11 protein-coding genes are annotated in these 18,787 nt (G+C 62.3%); 7 read left to right on the top strand and 4 right to left on the bottom strand.

All coding sequences use genetic code 11. From position 1 onward, the window contains the following. Window positions 1-90 precede the first annotated feature (90 nt). Entirely contained in the window at window positions 91-663 is a 573-nt protein-coding gene (locus PQQ96_RS23535) for a phasin family protein (protein WP_054038013.1), read from the top strand. A gap of 330 nt (window positions 664-993) precedes the next feature. Here PQQ96_RS23535 and lpdA read toward each other — a convergent pair whose 3' ends face one another. From lpdA to aceE, 3 genes are all read right to left on the bottom strand, one after another. Next, a complete protein-coding gene (gene lpdA / locus PQQ96_RS23530) occupies window positions 994-2,766 on the bottom strand; it encodes a dihydrolipoyl dehydrogenase (protein ID WP_408297140.1) in 1,773 nt (590 codons plus the stop codon). A gap of 286 nt (window positions 2,767-3,052) precedes the next feature. Then, window positions 3,053-4,720, bottom strand: a complete 1,668-nt coding sequence (gene aceF, locus PQQ96_RS23525) for a dihydrolipoyllysine-residue acetyltransferase (RefSeq protein ID WP_408297138.1) — start codon at window positions 4,718-4,720, stop codon at window positions 3,053-3,055. Window positions 4,721-4,804: 84 nt separating this feature from the next. After that, window positions 4,805-7,501 carry a pyruvate dehydrogenase (acetyl-transferring), homodimeric type gene (gene aceE, locus PQQ96_RS23520; protein ID WP_408297136.1) on the bottom strand — a complete coding sequence of 899 codons (2,697 nt, stop codon included), beginning with the start codon at window positions 7,499-7,501 and terminating at the stop codon, window positions 4,805-4,807. Window positions 7,502-7,776: 275 nt separating this feature from the next. Here aceE and fixL point away from each other — a divergent pair, with 275 nt between their 5' ends. The 5 genes from fixL (at window position 7,777) to folD (ending at window position 14,969) form a co-directional block, all read left to right on the top strand. Further along, window positions 7,777-10,293 (top strand): oxygen sensor histidine kinase FixL, encoded by a 2,517-nt coding sequence (gene fixL / locus PQQ96_RS23515; RefSeq protein ID WP_408297134.1) that lies wholly within the window; start codon window positions 7,777-7,779, stop codon window positions 10,291-10,293. Then, entirely contained in the window at window positions 10,290-10,934 is a 645-nt protein-coding gene (fixJ, locus tag PQQ96_RS23510; protein ID WP_011488992.1) for an oxygen response regulator transcription factor FixJ, read from the top strand. The genes fixL and fixJ overlap by 4 nt, the downstream gene beginning before the upstream one ends. Before the next feature lie 523 nt (window positions 10,935-11,457). After that, the gene (locus tag PQQ96_RS23505) at window positions 11,458-12,759 is read left to right on the top strand and encodes a DUF3300 domain-containing protein (RefSeq protein ID WP_408297132.1); all 1,302 of its coding nucleotides are present in this window, start codon (window positions 11,458-11,460) and stop codon (window positions 12,757-12,759) included. 20 nt (window positions 12,760-12,779) lie between these two features. Next, on the top strand, window positions 12,780-13,721 hold the full coding sequence (locus tag PQQ96_RS23500) for a DUF2950 domain-containing protein (RefSeq protein ID WP_408297130.1): 942 nt from the start codon (window positions 12,780-12,782) through the stop codon (window positions 13,719-13,721). A gap of 387 nt (window positions 13,722-14,108) precedes the next feature. Then, a complete protein-coding gene (folD, locus tag PQQ96_RS23495) occupies window positions 14,109-14,969 on the top strand; it encodes a bifunctional methylenetetrahydrofolate dehydrogenase/methenyltetrahydrofolate cyclohydrolase FolD (protein ID WP_408297128.1) in 861 nt (286 codons plus the stop codon). A 100-nt stretch (window positions 14,970-15,069) separates the two neighbouring features. Here folD and PQQ96_RS23490 read toward each other — a convergent pair whose 3' ends face one another. Further along, on the bottom strand, window positions 15,070-16,185 hold the full coding sequence (locus tag PQQ96_RS23490) for an acyltransferase family protein (RefSeq protein WP_408297126.1): 1,116 nt from the start codon (window positions 16,183-16,185) through the stop codon (window positions 15,070-15,072). A 335-nt stretch (window positions 16,186-16,520) separates the two neighbouring features. On the opposite strand from PQQ96_RS23490, the gene PQQ96_RS23485 reads away from it, so the two are divergent. Then, window positions 16,521-18,629: a M3 family metallopeptidase gene (locus PQQ96_RS23485; RefSeq protein ID WP_408297124.1), complete on the top strand. Its 2,109-nt coding sequence runs from the start codon at window positions 16,521-16,523 to the stop codon at window positions 18,627-18,629. Window positions 18,630-18,787 lie beyond the last annotated feature (158 nt).

Raw genomic sequence — 18,787 nt, 5'->3', positions numbered from 1 at the left:
ACATCGCGGTCCGGGGAGACGATCTTAAAGCGTCTCGCCACCAACCCAATGCGGTCCGCACAGACAGGCCGCGATCCAGGAGCGTAAACCATGACTCTGCTGACCCCTGAGCAATTCGCTGCAGCCCAGAAAGCCAACTTTGAAACGCTGTTCGGCCTGACGACCAAAGCATTTGAAGGCGTCGAAAAGCTGGTTGAACTGAACCTGCAAGTCGTGAAATCGACGCTCGCGGAAAGCCAGGAAAATGCCCAACGCGCACTGTCGGTGAAGGACGCGCAGGAATTGCTGGCACTGCAAGCAAGCCTTGCACAGCCGGTGGCTGAGAAGGCGCTGTCGTACGGCCGTCACGTGTATGAAATCGTGTCGGCAACGCAAGGTGAATTCACCCGCGTCGCTGAAGCCCAATTCGAAGAGCAAAACCGCAAGGTCCAGTCGCTCGTCGAAAACGTTGCGAAGAATGCCCCGGCCGGTTCGGAAACCGCTGTCGCCGTGTTGAAGTCGGCTATCACCGCCGCCAACACCACGTACGAAACGGTTCACAAGGCAACCAAGCAAGCTGTTGAAATCGCCGAAAGCAACTTCAATGCAGCCGCAACGGCCGCATCGAAGGCAGCATCGCAAGCCGCTGCACAAGCATCGCGCTCGGCCAAGAAGGCAGTCTAAGTCTCGAGCCGCATGTCCCGCCGGCCCGCATCACAGGCTGGGCCGGCGCGATTGCAGCTATAGCGTGCAAGCAGCAGCGTCGTGCCGTTGCCGCTCATACGGTTTTACGTGGCCGAACGCTCCGATACGTTGAATGGCGTATCGTTTGCCCGGCGAAAGGCCGGGATTTTTTTTCCCGCTGCCTGAAAGTGCGCGGCGCATGGTTCATGCGTCGCTTCACAACGAACGCCCTACGCTGCTTGCAAAAAAACGGCGCGCCCTTTGCGGGGCGCGCCGTTTTTTTGCCTCCGCTTCTTCGGGCCCACCTGCATGCAGGCGGACCCAGCGGCATTACTTCTTTTTCTGCGGCGGCAAGTCGGTGCAGACGCCTTCGTACAACTCGGCGGCCATCCCGATCGATTCACCAAGCGTCGGATGCGGGTGGATCGTCTTACCGATATCCGTTGCATCCGCACCCATTTCGATCGCGAGACAGACTTCGCTGATCAGATCGCCTGCGTTCAGACCGACGATCCCGCCGCCGATCACGCGATGCGTTTCTTCGTCGAACAGCAGCTTGGTGAAGCCTTCGTCGCGGCCGTTGGCAATTGCGCGACCCGAAGCAGCCCACGGGAATACCGCCTTGCCGTACTTGATACCCTCGGCCTTCAACTGGTCTTCCGTCTTGCCCGCCCACGCCACTTCCGGATCGGTGTAGGCCACCGACGGAATCTGCAGCGCGTCGAAGTACGCCTTCTCGCCGTGCGCTACTTCAGCGGCAACGTGGCCTTCGTGCACGGCTTTGTGCGCGAGCATCGGCTGACCAACGATATCGCCGATCGCGAAAATGTGCGGCACGTTGGTGCGCATCTGCTTGTCGACGTCGATGAAGCCGCGATCCGTTACCGCGACGCCTGCCTTGTCCGCGCCGATCTTCTTGCCATTCGGCGTACGGCCGACGGCGACCAGCACGAGGTCATAGCGTTGCGCTTCGGCCGGGGCCTTTTCGCCTTCGAACGACACGTAGATACCGTCGTCTTTCGCTTCCGCCGCGGTGGTTTTGGTCTTCAGCATGACGTTCGCAAAACGCTTGCTGTTGTACTTCTCCCAGACCTTGACCAGATCGCGATCCGCGCCGGCCATCAGACCGTCGAGCATTTCGACCACATCGATTTGCGCGCCGAGCGTGGCATAGACCGTCGCCATTTCGAGACCGATGATGCCGCCGCCGATCACGAGCATGCGTTGCGGAATCTGACGCAGTTCGAGCGCGCCGGTCGAATCGACCACACGCGGATCTTCCGGAATGAACGGCAGCTTCACCGCTTCCGAGCCTGCGGCGATGATTGCCTGCTTGAACTTGACGACCTTTTTGCCGCCTTCGGTCTGCACTTCCATGTGATGCGGATCGACGAACGTGCCGTTACCCGTCACGACTTCGACCTTACGCATCTTGGCCATGCCGGCGAGACCGCCGGTGAGCTTCTTGACGACGCCCGACTTGAAGTCGCGCAGCTTGTCCAGATCGATTTGCGGCTTGCCGAACGTGATGCCATGCGCGCCGAGCGCTTCTGCTTCGTCGATGACGAGGGCAGTGTGCAACAGCGCCTTTGACGGGATACAGCCGACATTCAGACAGACGCCGCCGAGCGTTGCATAACGTTCGACGAGCACCGTCTTCATGCCGAGGTCGGCCGAGCGGAACGCAGCCGAGTAACCGCCGGGGCCCGAACCGAGCACGAGCATGTCGCACTCGATATCCGCGTTGCCGGAGAAGCTACCGGCTTGCGGAGCGGGCGCGGCCGCTTTTGGCGCCGGTGCAGGCGCAGATGCTGCCGCCGCTGGAGCGGGCGCTTTCTCAGGCGCCTTAGCCGGCGCCGCGTCTGCCGACGCTTCGACCAGCGCGATGACTGTGCCTTGCGAGACTTTATCGCCGGCTTTGACGCGCACTTCCTTGACTGTGCCGGCGGTATCGCTCGGCACTTCGATGGAGGCCTTATCGGACTCGAGCGTCATCAGCGCCTGTTCGTTCTCGATGACATCGCCCGGTTTGATATTGACTTCGATGACATCGACGTCCTTGAAGTCACCGATATCCGGCACTTTTACTTCGACGAGACTCATAGTGTCCCCTTCTCTTATTGATCGTGATGATGAGCCAGCGTGAACAGAACCAAGCAGCCTAAAAACAGCGCAAAAGCTGGCAGCGTGCCGGACAGAAACATCCTTTGCCGTCCGCCCAAGGACGCGCCTTTCTTTTGCCTACTTTTCTTTGGAAGACAAAGAAAAGTAGGTGCTGCCCCGCACAGGGGCGACGCTAATAGACCGACAAGAAAACAAGTTCAACGAGAGACGTGGGATCACCAACAAAAAAACCCCACGCTCCCGGCGCTACAGCGACGTCACCAGATCAAAGAATCACACGCCGAAAATCGGCAAGAATCGCACCCAGATAAGCATTGAACCGCGCCGCCGCGGCGCCATCAATCACCCGATGGTCATACGACAACGACAGCGGCAAAATCAGCCGCGGCACAAACTGCTTGCCATCCCAAACCGGCTTCATCGCGCCACGCGACAGACCAAGAATAGCGACTTCAGGCGCGTTAATAATCGGCGTGAAATTAGTCCCGCCAATCCCACCCAGCGAAGAAATCGAGAAGCAACCACCTTGCATCTGATCCGGCTTCAGCTTGCCGTCACGCGCGGCCTTCGACAGCTCGGCCATTTCCTTCGCGATATCGATCAAACCCTTCTTATCGGCATCGCGAATCACCGGAACGACCAGACCATTCGGCGTATCCGCAGCAAACCCAATGTGGTAGTACTGCTTGAACACGAGGTTGTCGCCGTCGAGGCTCGCGTTGAACGTCGGGAATTGCTTCAAAGCGGACACAACCGCCTTGATAACGAACGCCAGCATCGTGATCTTCACGCCGGCCTTTTCGTTTTCCCTGTTCAACTGCACGCGCAGCGCTTCGAGATCGGTGATGTCCGCTTCGTCGTTGTTCGTGACGTGCGGAATCATGACCCAGTTGCGATGCAGATTCGCGCCCGAGATCTTCTTGATGCGCGACAGCGGCTTCGGATCGACCGGACCGAACTTGGTGAAGTCGACCTTCGGCCACGGCAGCAGATTCAATTCGCCGCCACCCGCGCCTGCCGGTGCAGCAGCGCCTGCCGGCGCAGCACGCTGCCCCGTCATCACACCCTTGATGAAGCCGGTCACGTCCGCTTGCGTAATACGGCCCTTCGGACCTGTGCCCTGGACTTGCACCACGTCGACGCCGAGTTCGCGCGCGAACTTGCGCACGGACGGCGACGCGTGGCTCGCACGGCGCGCACCGCCCTCGCCAGCCGGAATCACCGGAGCCTGTGCAAGCGCAGACGGCGAAGCCGGAGCGGGTGACGGAGCCGCCGGCGCGTCCGACGGCTTCTCGAGCGCTTCCTGCTTTGCAGCAGGTGCGGCAGCCGGCGCAGCAGCACCATCCGCTTCCAGCACGACGATGACCGAGCCTTCCGACACGTTATCGCCGACCTTGACCTTCACTTCCTTGACGACGCCGGCGGCGGAGCTCGGCACGTCCATGGTCGCCTTGTCGGATTCGAGCGTCACCAGCGACTGCTCTTTCTCGACGCGATCGCCGACCTTCACCGCGACTTCGATCACGGGGATGTCTTTGTAGTCGCCGATATCCGGCACTTTGACTTCCTGCAGACCACCGCCGGCGGCAGCCGGTGCCGGAGCAGCAGCCGGCGCAGGCGCCGGTGCAGCAGCGGGAGCCGGAGCAGCAGCAGGCGCCGGTGCGGGTGCGGGTGCCGGCGCGGCAGCAGCGCCCGCGCCTTCCAGCACGACGATCAGCGAACCTTCCGACACGTTGTCGCCAACCTTGACCTTCACTTCCTTGACGACGCCGGCGGCCGAGCTCGGCACGTCCATGGTCGCCTTGTCGGATTCCAGCGTAACGAGCGATTGCTCTTTCTCGACGGTATCACCCGCCTTCACCAGCACCTCGATCACCGGGATGTCCGTGTAATCGCCGATGTCCGGCACTTTGACTTCGATCGCTTGACTCATTGTTAGTGTCTCCTGGGCCGCGCACGCCACCTGCCCTGTCGATCAGGGCAGGCGCGCACGCCGTGGCACACGGGGAATGATGCCTTAGACGGTCATCGGGTTGGGTTTGGCGGGATCAAGGTTGTACTTCTTGAGCGCCTCGGCGACGACCTTGCGTTCGATCGTGCCTTCATCTGCCAGTGCATTCAACGCGGCAACCGTGACCCAGTAGCGGTCGACTTCAAAGAAGTGACGCAGCTTTTCACGCGTGTCCGAACGGCCGTAGCCATCCGTGCCCAGCACGACGAACTTCTGCGGCACGAACGCGCGGATCTGCTCGGTCAGCGCGCGCACGTAGTCGGTCGATGCGATGACCGGACCTTGTGCGTCCTTCAACAGCTTCTCGACGTGCGAGAGCTTCTTCTCTTCGGTCGGGTGCAGCAGATTCCAGCGCTGCACTTCGTGACCTTCGCGAGCCAGTTCGGTGAAGCTCGGCACGCTCCACAGGTCGGCAGCGACGCCCCAGTCGTTCTTCAGCAGGTCGGCAGCGGCGATCACTTCATTGAAGATCGTGCCCGCGCCCATCAGTTGAACGCGCGGTGCCTTCTTATCAGCATCCGCCTTTTTGAACGAGTACATACCCTTGATGATGTCGGCCGCTACAGCGTCGCCCTGCGGAATCGCCGGGTGCTCGTAGTTCTCGTTCATCACCGTGATGTAGTAGTACACGTCTTCCTGATCCGCGACCATGCGGCGCAGGCCGTCCTGCATGATGACAGCGAGTTCGTAACCGAACGTCGGGTCATAGCTGATGCAGTTCGGCACCGAAGCCGCCCACAACAGCGAGTGGCCGTCTTCGTGCTGCAAACCTTCGCCGTTCAGCGTCGTGCGGCCAGCCGTGCCGCCCAGCAGGAAGCCGCGCGAACGCATGTCGCCCGCCGCCCATGCCAGGTCGCCAATACGCTGGAAGCCAAACATCGAGTAGAAGATGTAGAACGGGATCATGATCTCGCCGTGCGTCGAGTACGACGTCGCGGCTGCGATCCAGTCACACATACCACCGGCTTCGTTGATGCCTTCCTGCAGGATCTGACCGCTTTCCGATTCACGGTAGAACATCAACTGGTCGGAATCTTCCGGCACATACTTCTGGCCTTCCTGATTCCAGATACCGATCTGACGGAACAGGCCTTCCATACCGAAGGTACGCGATTCGTCCGGCACGATCGGCACGATGCGCTTACCGAGCGCCTTGTCTTTCAGCAGGATATTCAGGATCCGCACGAACGCCATCGTCGTGGAGATCTCACGGCCTTCGCCCGTGCCCTTGAGCAGCGGCTCGAACGCGTCGAGCGCCGGCACCGGCAGCGACTCGGCCTTCTGGCGACGCGCCGGCAGATAACCACCCAGGTCCTGACGGCGAGCACGCATGTACTCGAGTTCCTTCGAACCTTCTTCGAACTTGAGGTACGGCACGTTGACGAGGTCTTCGTCGGCGATCGGCAGGCGGAACTGGTCGCGGAATTTCTTCAGCTGATCCACGTGCAGCTTCTTCTGCTGGTGGGTGATGTTCATCGCCTGACCAGCTTCGCCCATACCGTAGCCCTTGATCGTCTTCGCGAGGATGACGGTCGGCTGGCCCTTGGCATTCGTGGCTTCGGTGAACGCTGCGTAGATCTTGTGCGGATCGTGGCCGCCGCGATTCAGGTTCCACACGTCCTCGTCGGACCAGTCGGCGACCAGCGCCTTCAGTTCCGGCGTATTGAAGAAATGTTCGCGAACAAATGCGCCCGACTCCGACTTGTACGTCTGATATTCGCCGTCGACGACTTCCATCATCCGGCGCATCAGCGCGCCCGACTTGTCGCGTTGGAACAACGCATCCCAGCGGCTGCCCCAGACAACCTTGATGACGTTCCAGCCGGCGCCACGGAATTCGCTTTCGAGTTCCTGGATGATCTTGCCGTTACCGCGCACCGGACCGTCGAGGCGCTGCAGATTACAGTTGATCACGAACACGAGGTTGTCGAGGCGTTCGCGACCGGCCATGCCGATTGCGCCGAGCGACTCCGGTTCATCCGTTTCGCCGTCGCCGAGGAAAGCCCAGACCTTGCGGCCTTCGGTCTTCGCAATGCCGCGCGCCTGCATGTACTTCATGAAGCGTGCCTGGTAGATCGCCATGATCGGGCCAAGGCCCATCGAGACGGTCGGGAATTGCCAGAAGTCCGGCATCAGCCACGGGTGCGGATACGACGAGATGCCCTCGCCGCCTACTTCCTGACGGAAGTTGTCAAGCTGGTTCTCGGTCAGACGGCCGAGCAGGAACGCGCGCGAGTACACACCCGGCGACGAGTGGCCCTGCACGAACACGAGGTCACCGCCGTGTTCGGCCGACGGTGCGTGCCAGAAGTGGTTGTAGCCGACGTCATACAGCGTGGCGGCCGACGCGAACGAGGCAATGTGGCCGCCGACGTTCGTGTCCTTGCCCGCGCGCAGCACCATGGCGATGGCGTTCCAGCGAGTGTACGAGCGGATACGGTGTTCGAGGTCCTGGTCGCCGGGAATCGGCGCCTGACGTGACACAGGAATCGTGTTGATGTACGGGGTGTTAGCAGAGAACGGCAGATGTTCGCCGTGTACACGGGCGAATTCGATCTGCTTCTCGATCAGATAGTGAGCGCGATCGGGGCCCACAGCAGAAATCACGCCATCCAGCGCTTCCAGCCATTCGCCGGTTTCCTGGGGATCGTCGTCTTTTTCGGCAGCGACATATTTCATGACTTCGTCGGGTACAGCGGACATGCTCGTCTCCTGGATTTAGAGGAACGCTCTTTGAACAGACGACGCGGACGAAGCACGACCGCGGCAGCTTCGGCCGATTGTAAAAGGGGTCCCGACGTCCGCGCAACAAAATTTTCGAATTACGAGATCGAATCTCATAATGCGGAAAATTGTTGCGGCGCAACCTGATTTGACTGCCGATCGACGGATACGTCGGCTAGTTTGCGCCGAATAACGTTACTTTCAGCGCTTTTTTGCGCCATTTGCTAGTCACTCGCTGCGCTACAATGCCACGCATGTTGACCGAACGGCTTTTCGCTCGCTCGGCGCGCACCGCTGGTTCGCCGGCGGATTCGACGCCGTCCTCCCGCTGGCACCACGGACCGTGGTGGTCGAACTCCTATTTGCTCACCCCGCTGCTGTCGATCCTGGTTTTCCTGGTCGTCATGAGCCTGATTCTGTGGAGTCTGAACCGGCGCGAGCAGCAGCAGCAGGAAGACACGCTCTACCGTAATGTCGCGTGGGCGCAGCAGCAGATCCGCCTGTCCATGACGGGCGCGCAGGAACAGATTCAGGCCCTCGCCCGCGACCTCGTCGCCGGCCACGCAGATCCGCATTCATTCCAGGTGTCCACCACGGACATCATGCAGGGGCATCCCGAGATCCTGTACATGAACTGGTACACAAGCCAGCAGCAGCCGCGCTGGCCCAATACCGCACTCCCCGTGTTCGGCCAGCGCCTCGCCAAGCCGAACGACGCGCAGATGGACGAAGCGGTCAAAGCCGCCTTCAATGAAGCGCGTAATACACGCCGCCAGGTGTACTCGCCGCTGATCTACGACGACGTCGGCAACGGCTACATCACCCTGCAGACGCCGGTCTTTCGCGACCGCGACTTCCTCGGCACGATTGCCGCCGTGTTCTCGGTAGAAGGGATCCTGAAGCACGACATTCCGCCCGAGTTGTCGGCCAAATACAAAATCTCGATCATCGATGTGAACAACCGCGAGTTGACCACCACGTCGACCCGCCCGCGCCTGCCGCGCGACATGTTCTACGATCTGCCGCTCGACCCACCGGGCCAGGGCATCTCGGTACGCGTTTACGCGTTCCCGCAGATGACCAACTTCACCAACAACACGCTGGTCTGGCTGGTGGCGGGCCTGTCGTGCTTCGTGTTGTGGAGCCTGTGGAGTTTGTGGAAACATACGCGGCAACGCTTCGAAGCGCAGCAGGCGCTCTATGCCGAAGCGTTCTTCCGCCGCGCGATGGAAAATTCGGTGCTGATCGGCATGCGCGTGCTCGACATGCACGGGCGCATCACACACGTGAACCCGGCGTTCTGCCGCATGACCGGCTGGGACGAAAGCGATCTGGTCGGCAAGAACGCGCCGTTCGCTTACTGGCCGCGCGACGCCTACCCTGAGATGCAACGCCAGCTCGACATGACGCTGCGCGGCAAGGCCCCCTCTTCGGGCTTCGAATTGCGGGTGCGCCGCAAAGACGGTTCGCTGTTCCATGCGCGGCTCTATGTCTCGCCCCTGATCGACAGCTCGGGACGCCAGACCGGCTGGATGTCGTCGATGACCGACATTACCGAGCCCAAGCGCGCGCGCGAAGAACTCGCTGCGGCGCACGAGCGCTTCACGACCGTGCTCGAAAGTCTCGACGCCGCCGTCTCGGTGCTGGCCGCCGACGAAGCCGAACTGCTGTTCGCCAACCGCTACTACCGCCACCTGTTCGGCATTCGCCCGGACGGCCATCTGGAATTGGCGGGCGGCGGGTTCGATAGCGCACAGGCGTCGTCCGATTCGATCGATATGGTGGATGCCTACGCGGGTCTGCCCGCTGCCGCGCTGACCGAAAGCACGGCCGATGCGCAGGAAGTCTACGTGCAGAGCATCCAGAAATGGTTCGAAGTGCGCCGCCAGTACATTCAGTGGGTGGACGGCCACCTTGCGCAGATGCAGATCGCGACGGACATCACGACCCGCAAGCAGGCGCAGGAACTCTCGCGTCAGCAGGACGAGAAGCTGCAGTTCACCAGCCGCCTGATGACGATGGGCGAAATGGCCTCCTCGCTCGCGCACGAACTGAACCAGCCGCTCGCCGCGATCAATAACTATTGCTCAGGAACGGTTGCGCTGGTTAAATCCGGTCGGACGACGCCTGACAATCTCTTGCCCGTGCTCGAGAAAACCGCCCAACAGGCGGTGCGGGCGGGCATGATCATCAAGCGCATTCGCGAGTTCGTGAAACGCAGCGAGCCGAAACGCCAGGCTACGCGCGTGGCCGATATCGTCGCGGACGCGGTGGGTCTCGCCGAACTCGAAGCGCGCAAGCGCAAGATTCGTATCGTCACCGATCTGCGCTCGCGCCTGCCGGTGATCTATGTCGATCCGGTTCTGATCGAGCAGGTGCTGGTGAACCTGCTGAAGAACGGCGTCGAGGCCATGCACGATGCGCGCCCGAATGCGGTCGACCCGGTGATTCGCGTGGTCGTGCGGCTGGAGGGCGGGTTTGTCTGCATCAGCGTCGTCGACCAGGGACCTGGCGTCGACGAAGCGACAGCCGAGCGTCTCTTTGAACCGTTTTACAGCACCAAGTCCGATGGTATGGGCATGGGGCTGAACATTTGCCGTTCGATTATCGAATCGCACCGCGGCCGTCTGTGGGTGGTCAACAACGTCGAATCCGACGGCCACATCACAGGCGCCACGTTCCATTGCAGTCTGCCTATTGGAGAGCCCGACGGCCCGAGCAACGGCGGGTCAGAGGCGCCGACACCACAAACCGTTACGGGAGAGCTATGAACAGCCCAGTCACCACACAGGAAACTGTCTTTGTCGTCGACGACGACGAGGCCGTGCGAGATTCGCTGCGCTGGCTGCTGGAGGCGAACGGCTACCGCGTGCAATGCTTCTCCAGCGCCGAGCAGTTCATCGACGCATGGCAGCCGCATACGCATCCGGGCCAGATCGCATGTCTGATTCTCGATGTGCGGATGTCCGGCATGAGCGGGCTCGAGTTGCAGGAACGCCTGATCGCCGACAACGCGTCGCTGCCGATCATCTTCGTGACCGGCCACGGCGACGTGCCGATGGCCGTGTCGACGATGAAAAAAGGCGCGATGGACTTCATCGAGAAACCGTTCGACGAAGCCGAACTGCGCAAGCTGGTCGAGCGCATGCTCGACAAGGCGCGCAGCGAAAGCACCAGCGTGCAGCAGCAACGCGCCGCCGCCGAACGTCTGGGCAAACTGACCGCGCGTGAGCACCAGGTGCTCGAGCGCATCATCGCCGGCCGTCTGAACAAGCAGATCGCCGACGACCTCGGCATCAGCATCAAGACGGTCGAAGCGCACCGCGCGAACATCATGGAAAAGCTCAACGTCAACACGGTCGCCGATCTGCTGCGCCTGGCGCTGTCGAACAAGCCGCAACCGGCGCAATAACAGTGAACCTCGCGACCGCTTCACACCCCACGGGTTGCGACTGAGTCTCAACGGCCGGACTGTCGAACAGTCCGGTCCGCTTCATCTCCTTCCTCCCTTCCCCCGCTTCGCAACAGCGGCGAGCGGCATGATTCGACGCGTCTGCGCCTGCGTCCGTCTTCCGTTAATCAATACGCATTAGTCAGCATGTGCTTACGTCGCGTGGCAATAACTTCTTTCCTCCGGCAAGATTGACAAGCTGCGCTGCGCCCCTTAATTTACACAGAACTCCTCAGCAGGAACCCTTGATGCCCGATAAACGCAGGACATGTGTGCTGTCGTTGTCATATGGGGCGTCGCCGAGCGGTGCGAAACAGTTAAGGTGGCTCGACCGCGTTGCTGAGGTACCTGTCATATCGAACGGTTCAAGCGAAGCTGAGCCGGCCTTTTTACTCGCTTCCTTCTCCATTCCATCGCGCCGAAGCAACGCAGCATGCGCCGCGTATTGACTTCGTGCGTCTAACGCAGCCGGGAGGATTTCATCGTGAAACGATCCGGAACACACCGTTCGCGTGTGTTGCTTGTTTGCGCCGCACTTGCGGGCGCACCACTCTTCGTCGGTCTGGTCACGCCGAGCGCGGTCTATGCGCAAAGCCCCACGAAAGTGTCGAACCAGCAACTCGATTCGCTGACCGCGCCCATCGCGCTCTATCCTGACGCTCTGCTCGCGCAGGTGCTGATGGCCGCCACCTTCCCGCAAGACGTGCAGGCCGCGGCGGAATGGTCGAAAGCGAACTCGAAACTGCAAGGCGACGACGCCGTCAAAGCAGTCGCGTCCGAGCCATGGGACCCGAGCGTTCAATCGCTGGTCGCCTTCCCGCAGGTCCTCGCGACAATGGCGTCGAAACCCGACTGGGTCGCGCAGCTCGGCAACGCTTTTCTCGCCCAGCCAAACGACGTGATGGATTCCGTGCAACGCTTGCGCAAACAGGCCCAGGCCGCCGGCAATCTGAAGACGAGTTCGCAGCAGAAGGTTGTGGTCGAGCAAAGCACGATTCAGATCGTGCCGGCCAATCCGCAAGTGGTGTACGTGCCGACGTATAACCCGACTGTCGTCTACGGTACGTGGCCCTATCCCGCCTACCCACCCGTGTATGTCCCGCCGCCGCCCGGTTATGCAATCGCCAGCGGTTTAGCTGCCGGTCTTGCGTTCGGCGCAGGTGTCGCCGTGGCCAATTCGCTGTGGGGCGGCTTCAACTGGAACACGCATGACGTCAATATCAACGTGAACCGGTACAACAACATCAATGTCAACAACCGGCTCAATGTGAATGGCAGCACCACGAACTGGAACCGCAACACCAACGTCAATCGCAACGTCAACAACGCGAATCTCAACCGCAACGTCAACAACAATCTCGGCGGTGCGCAGCGCGATGCCTATCGCGGCCGTGACGACGCCGCCCGTGCCCAGGCGCAGCAGACCTTGCAGAACCGCACCGGCCAGAATCTGAGCGGCAGCGCGAGCCAGCGCGTGCAGGGGATTCACCAGGGCGGCACGCAGAACGCCGATCTGCAAAACCGCGCGCAGAACGCCAATCGCGATAACGCGTTACGTGGCGCCGGCGACGGCAACGCCGCGCGGCAGGAGACGCAGCGCGGCGAGGCAAGCCGTAACGCGGCCGCGAATCGTTCCGGCAACGGCGGTTTCGGCGCCAACGGTGGTGGCCAGCAACGCACGGGCGGTGGCCTCGGTGCCAACGGCGGCGGCGTCCAGCGCGGCGGTGGCGGCGGCAGACTGGGCGGTGGCGGCGGCGGTGAGCGCCACCTCGGCCGCAACCGTTGAACGATCAGGAGGAGTCTCTGATGATTCGCTTATTTCCACACGGCGCCTTGCGCGCCCGCGTTCTAACGCTGGCCGTCGCCCTCGGCACGACCGGCACCCTGCTGGTGGCGCCGGTATTGCTGCTCGGCACAACCGCCGCACACGCGCAAGCGGTCTATCCCACTGCCGACGAAGCCGCCAATGCGTTCGCCGACGCCCTGGCCCGCAACGACGAAGGTGCGCTCAAACACGTGCTCGGCAACGATTTTCGTCGCTTCATTCCTGCCGAAGGAATCGGCGAGGACGACATCTACCAGTTCCTCGGCGCATGGTCGAAAGGGCATCAGATCGTCGAAGACCCGGTGACGACCAAGGGTCGCGCAACCGCGCATCTGGCAGTCGGCGACAGTGGCTGGACCTTGCCGATACCGCTCGTGCAGGCTGGCAAGGGTTGGCGTTTCGATCCGCCCGCCGCGCAGGACGAGATGCTGACGCGCCGCATCGGCCGCAACGAACGCGCGGCGATCCTGACCTCGCTCGCCTACCTCGACGCTCAAAACGACTATCACAACCTGACCCAGCACTACGCACAGCGCTTCGTCAGTACGGAGGGCCAGCACGACGGTCTGTATTGGGTGACGGCGCCTGGCGAAGCAGAAAGCCCGCTCGGACCACTCGCCGCCACCATGCCTAACGGCACCCTGCCGAAAGAGGCCTACCACGGCTATCACTACCGGATCCTGACGGCGCAAGGTCCGCACGCGAAGGGCGGTGCGCAGAACTACGTCGAGAACGGCGTGCTGACCAAAGGCTTCGGTCTGATCGCCTCGCCGGCCGAGTACGGCAAGACCGGCGTGATGAGCTTTATCGTTAATCAGGACGGTCAGGTCTATCAGAAGAACCTGGGACCACAGACCGCGCGTGCCGCGGCCGCCATTAAATCGTTCGACCCGGACGGTGGCTGGCAGCCGGTGCAGGAGTAAAGGAAGAGAGCGCTCGACGGCCGCGGCGGAGCGCAAGCCCGTCCGCGGCCGATCTACTTCCGGTTCTACGTCGGTGTCCAGCGCGGGTATCCAAGTTGACGTCCGCGCTGACGCCCACGCCTGCCGAGCAGGCCAGGCACTCGCCACCCGCGCTGCCATGGACGGCCGGAGGCAGCGCGACTCCGCCACGCTCCCGCACACCAGGAATCCGTGCATGGCACGCCGTGCCAGGCCGGTATAATGTCGGACTTTGCAGCGCTGCTTATCCCTGATTCGCGCCGCGCGCCTTTCATGTGCCGACCCGCTTCCGGTGAAAAGCGCCATCGCACGTGCCGCGCACGCGCCTGCGCCCTGCTCCGCTTTCCAAACCGCCCATCTCGACCGACCATGACAGCCAAACTGATCGACGGCCTAGCCCTTTCCAAGACCCTGCGCGCCGAAGTCGCTACCCGCGCCGCCGCCCTCACCGCCCGCGGGCATCAGCCGGGCCTCGCCGTCGTGCTGGTCGGCGACAATCCGGCCAGCGAAGTCTATGTGCGCAACAAGGTCAAGGCGTGCAATGACAACGGCCTCGGCTCGTCGTTCGACCGCTACCCGGCCGATCTGCCGGAAGCCGAGCTGCTGGCGCGCATCGACGAACTGAACCGCGATCCGCGTATCCACGGCATTCTGGTGCAACTGCCGCTGCCGCCGCATATCGATAGCCACAAGGTGATCGAGGCGATCGCCCCGGAAAAGGATGTCGACGGTTTTCACGTGGCCAATGCCGGCGCGCTGATGACCGGCCAACCGCTGTTCCGCCCGTGCACGCCGTACGGCGTCATGAAGATGCTGGCCGCTTATGAGATTCCGCTGCAAGGCGCGAACGCGGTGGTGATCGGCCGCTCGAACATCGTCGGCAAGCCGATGGCGCTGCTGCTGCTCGAAGCCGGCGCGACCGTCACGATCTGCCATAGCAAAACGCGCGATCTGGCCGCCCATACACGTCAAGCCGACGTGGTGGTCGCCGCCACCGGCCTGCGCAACATTCTCACGGCGGACATGGTGAAGCCGGGCGCAGCCGTGATCGACGTCGGCATGAATCGCGACGAAGCCGGCAAGCTGTGCGGCGATGTCGATTTTGCGGGTGTCAAGGACGTGGCCGGCTACATCACGCCGGTGCCGGGCGGCGTCGGCCCGATGACCATCACGATGCTGCTCGTCAACACGATCGAAGCCGCTGAGCGCGAAGCGGCAGCGCAAGGGTAACGCATCGAACTAACGCTGCGAACGCATGCCGTCGAAGCGGATTCGCCGGCATGCAAGGCGCCGGATGCGTGTCGCCATCCTTCCACGCCAAGCCCCGCCTTCAGCGCGCCGCCTGATCCCCTGTCGCCAGACCCGCGCCAAGCGACGTCTGCCGACGCGCCAGGCGCCCGCGGCACCACTTCAGCACCGGCTGCTCCAGGCAGTGCCAAGACAGCGCCGCGCACAGCAGGATGAACGGCGCGGCGATCAGCACCGCCGTCACATGGCTCAACTGCGGCGCGATATTCGCGACGCACTGCTGCACCATGAAGCCGTACAGATAAATCCCATACGAGTAATCGTGACGCGGCACGAAGCGCCGCAGGAGCGGTGACGTGCCCACCCACAGCACGCCGTAGACAAACGCCAGATAGAACAGCGGTTGAGCGCCGGCCGTGTCGCGGAACACCAGAAACACCATCGTCAATGCGAGCGCCGTCAGGCCGTTGATGCTGATCCGTTCGCGCCAGCCGTATAGCAGCATCCCCAGCATGAAAAACGGCTCCGGCCAGAACGAATAGCCGCCGGGCGTTTCGCTGAAGTCACGCAACCCGACCTGCAGATGCGGCAGATGCACGCGCAGAACGAACGCGGCGCAGCCGAGCGCCGCCGCCAGCGCCACGCCGCGCGCGCTGGACAGCAGCCCCAGCATGCCGGTCACCATCACGATCAGATAGCAGCGCACTTCGAGCGGCAGCGTCCACAGGGGCGCGCAGACGTCCACAGGAAAACGGTTGTGCTCGAATACGCCGGGCAGCGCCCAACCGGTTTTCAGCACGATGGTGGAGAAGTTGTCGAGGTTGGCCCACGTCATGCCGGAAGCGAAATAGTCGCGCAGCGGCAGTGTCGTCAACAGCGGCCCGAGGATGAACACGGTCACCAGCGAAGCGCCCGCCACCGCCGGCCACAGGCGCGCGATGCGCAACACGGCGAACCGGGGCACCGAGCGCTGCCGGTCGAAACTGGCGGTCACCAGCATGCCGCTCAGCAGAAAAAATGCGTAGACGCCGAGTGCGCCGAAGCCGTCGAAGCCGAGCGCGTTCTGGACCCAGTCCGTCGCGCCGTCGGGCGCCTGCAGCAGATACGAGTGGCCATACACGACGGCAATGGCGGCAAGAAGCCGCACGAGGTCGAAATTGTTGCCGTTGCGCGATAGAGCGTGCGAAAGCGGGTTCATCGATACCTCTTACGGAAAACGTCGCGGACGGGTAGTGACAGGCCAGAATGCGGCATGGCAGCAATTTGCACAGTTCGCTGCCGCACAGAGCGCCGCGCCATAGCGGGCGCGGCGAGTCGGGCGTAACCCAGCGGCGCATTCTCTCCGCCCAAACCGCCTGCAGCATTCGCTGCTCCCGCACACGGTCACGCCACATCTGATAATTTGTCTGCCGACGGATTGGAATCAGCGCGCCCTGCCCCAATAATGTCCATGTGGAGTGTCATCGGGGGCGTCATCGCGCGCGCCCGTCGATGCTCCGATTACCCGTTCACCCGCGTCAGACAGGAAGCCTTATGTCCACTACCCCCTCGAAGCACGACAATCCGCTCCTCGATTTCTCCGACCTGCCGCGCTTTGGCGAAATCCGCCCCGAACACGTCACGCCCGCCCTCGATGTTCTGCTCGCCGATGCAGCTGCCGCCGTCGAACGCGCCGCCCAGCCGATTACGCCCGCTTCGTGGGCCGACGTGGTCGAGCCGGTCGAGCGCGCCACCGAGCCGCTGTCGCGCGCCTGGAGCGTGGTCGGCCATCTGAACGCCGTGGCGGACACGCCGGAGCTGCGCGCCGTGTACGGCGAGAATCTGCCGCGCGTCACCGAATTCTGGTCGAGCGTCGGCCAGAATCTCGCGCTGTACGAGAAGTACAAGGCGCTGAACGCCAGCGACGATTTCGCTTCGCTGACCAGCGAGCGCAAGAAAATTCTCAGCAATGCGCTGCGCGATTTCCGCCTGTCGGGCGCGGAGTTGCCGGAAGACCAGAAACCGCATTTCGCCGAATTGCAGGAACGCCAGGCGGGGTTGTCGAAAGCGTTTTCGGATCACGTCCTCGATGCAACGAACGCGTACGCGTATGTCGTCGAAGCCGGCGATGAAGCACAAGTGGCCGGCCTGCCCGAAGACGCGATCGAAGCCGCGAAGGAAGCGGCCGAGCGCGAAGGCAAGACCGGCTACAAATTCACGCTGCACTTCCCGTCGTATTTCCCGGTGATGCAGTACTCGGAAAATCGCGCGATGCGCGAAACGATATACCGCGCGTATGTGACCCGGGCCTCCGAGCTCGGCCCGCAATACGGCGGCGGCAAGCCCGAGTGGGACAACACTCAGGTGCTCGCCGATCAGTTAAAGCTGCGCGCGGAAGAAGCGCACATGCTGGGTTACAACAACTTCGCCGAAGTCTCGCTCGCGCCCAAGATGGCTGAGTCGCCGGCGCAAGTGATGGCCTTCCTCGAAGACCTCGCCACGCGCGCGCGTCCGCACGCTGAACAGGACTGGAAGGAACTGCGCGAGTTTGCCGCGAACGAACTTGGCATGACCGACCTGCAGCCGTGGGACATGACGTTCGCCGCTGAGCGTCTGCGTCAGCAGCGCTATTCGTTCTCCGAAAACGAAGTCAAACAGTATTTCCCGGAAGACGCCGTATTCAAGGGTCTCTTCAAGGTCACCGAAACGCTGTTCAGCGTGCGCATCCGCCGCGATGAAGCTGCGGTATGGCATCCGGATGTGCGCTTTTTCCGTGTCGAGAATCAGGACGGCGGCCTCGTCGCGCAGTTCTATCTCGACCTGTATGCACGCGAAGGCAAGCGCGGCGGCGCATGGATGGACGACGCGCGCGGCCGTCACAAGCACACGCACGGCGGCGTGCAAACGCCGGTGGCGTATCTGACCTGCAACTTCTCGGCGCCGGTCGGCGGCAAGCCCGCCTGCTTCACGCATGATGAAGTGATCACTCTGTTCCATGAGTTCGGCCACGGGCTGCATCACATGCTCACGCGTGTCGATGAACTCGGCGTGTCAGGCATCAACGGCGTCGAGTGGGATGCGGTCGAACTGCCGTCGCAATTCATGGAGAACTTCTGCTGGGAGTGGGACGTGTTGAGCGACATGACCTCGCACGTCGAAACCGCGAAGCCGTTGCCGCGCGATCTGTTCGACAAGATGCTCGCCGCGAAGAATTTCCAGAGCGGTCTTGGCACGTTGCGCCAGATCGTTTTCTCGATGTTCGACATGCAACTGCATACCGGTTTTGATGCGTCCGGCACGAAGAACGCGACCGAACTCGCGAGCGAGATCAACGAGCGTTTCCATGTGGTGCCGCAAGCTTCGTTCTCGCGTTGGCCGAATACGTTCAGCCATATTTTCGCGGGCGGTTATGCCGCGGGTTACTACAGCTACAAGTGGGCGGAAGTGCTCTCCGCCGATGCGTATGCCGCGTTCGAAGAGGCGGCAAAGGCCGCGAGTGGCAGTGTGCTCGATCAGGCGACCGGCATGCGTTATCGCAAGGAGATTCTGGAAGTGGGCGGCAGCCGTCCCGCGATGGAATCGTTCAAGGCGTTCCGCGGCCGCGAGCCGAATATCGATGCCTTGTTGCGGCACAACGGCATGACGCCTGCCACGGCGCATTGATCGTGCGTTGAAGCATCAGTCGGCGTTGTAGATGGCGCCGACGCCGACAAAAAAGCCGGTGACTGAACTGCACCCCAAATCGTTGGACGCCCGTCCAGAGATTTGGGGTGTTTTCTCATGAGCAAGCACCGGCTTTTTTCATTCGCGCGCACGTTTGC

This window comes from Paraburkholderia sediminicola, assembly GCF_046027825.1.
Taxonomy (GTDB): Bacteria; Pseudomonadota; Gammaproteobacteria; order Burkholderiales; family Burkholderiaceae; genus Paraburkholderia; species Paraburkholderia sediminicola_D.
The sequence above is the reverse complement of the archived record's forward strand: the minus strand, read 5'-3'. Positions and strand labels throughout refer to the sequence as shown.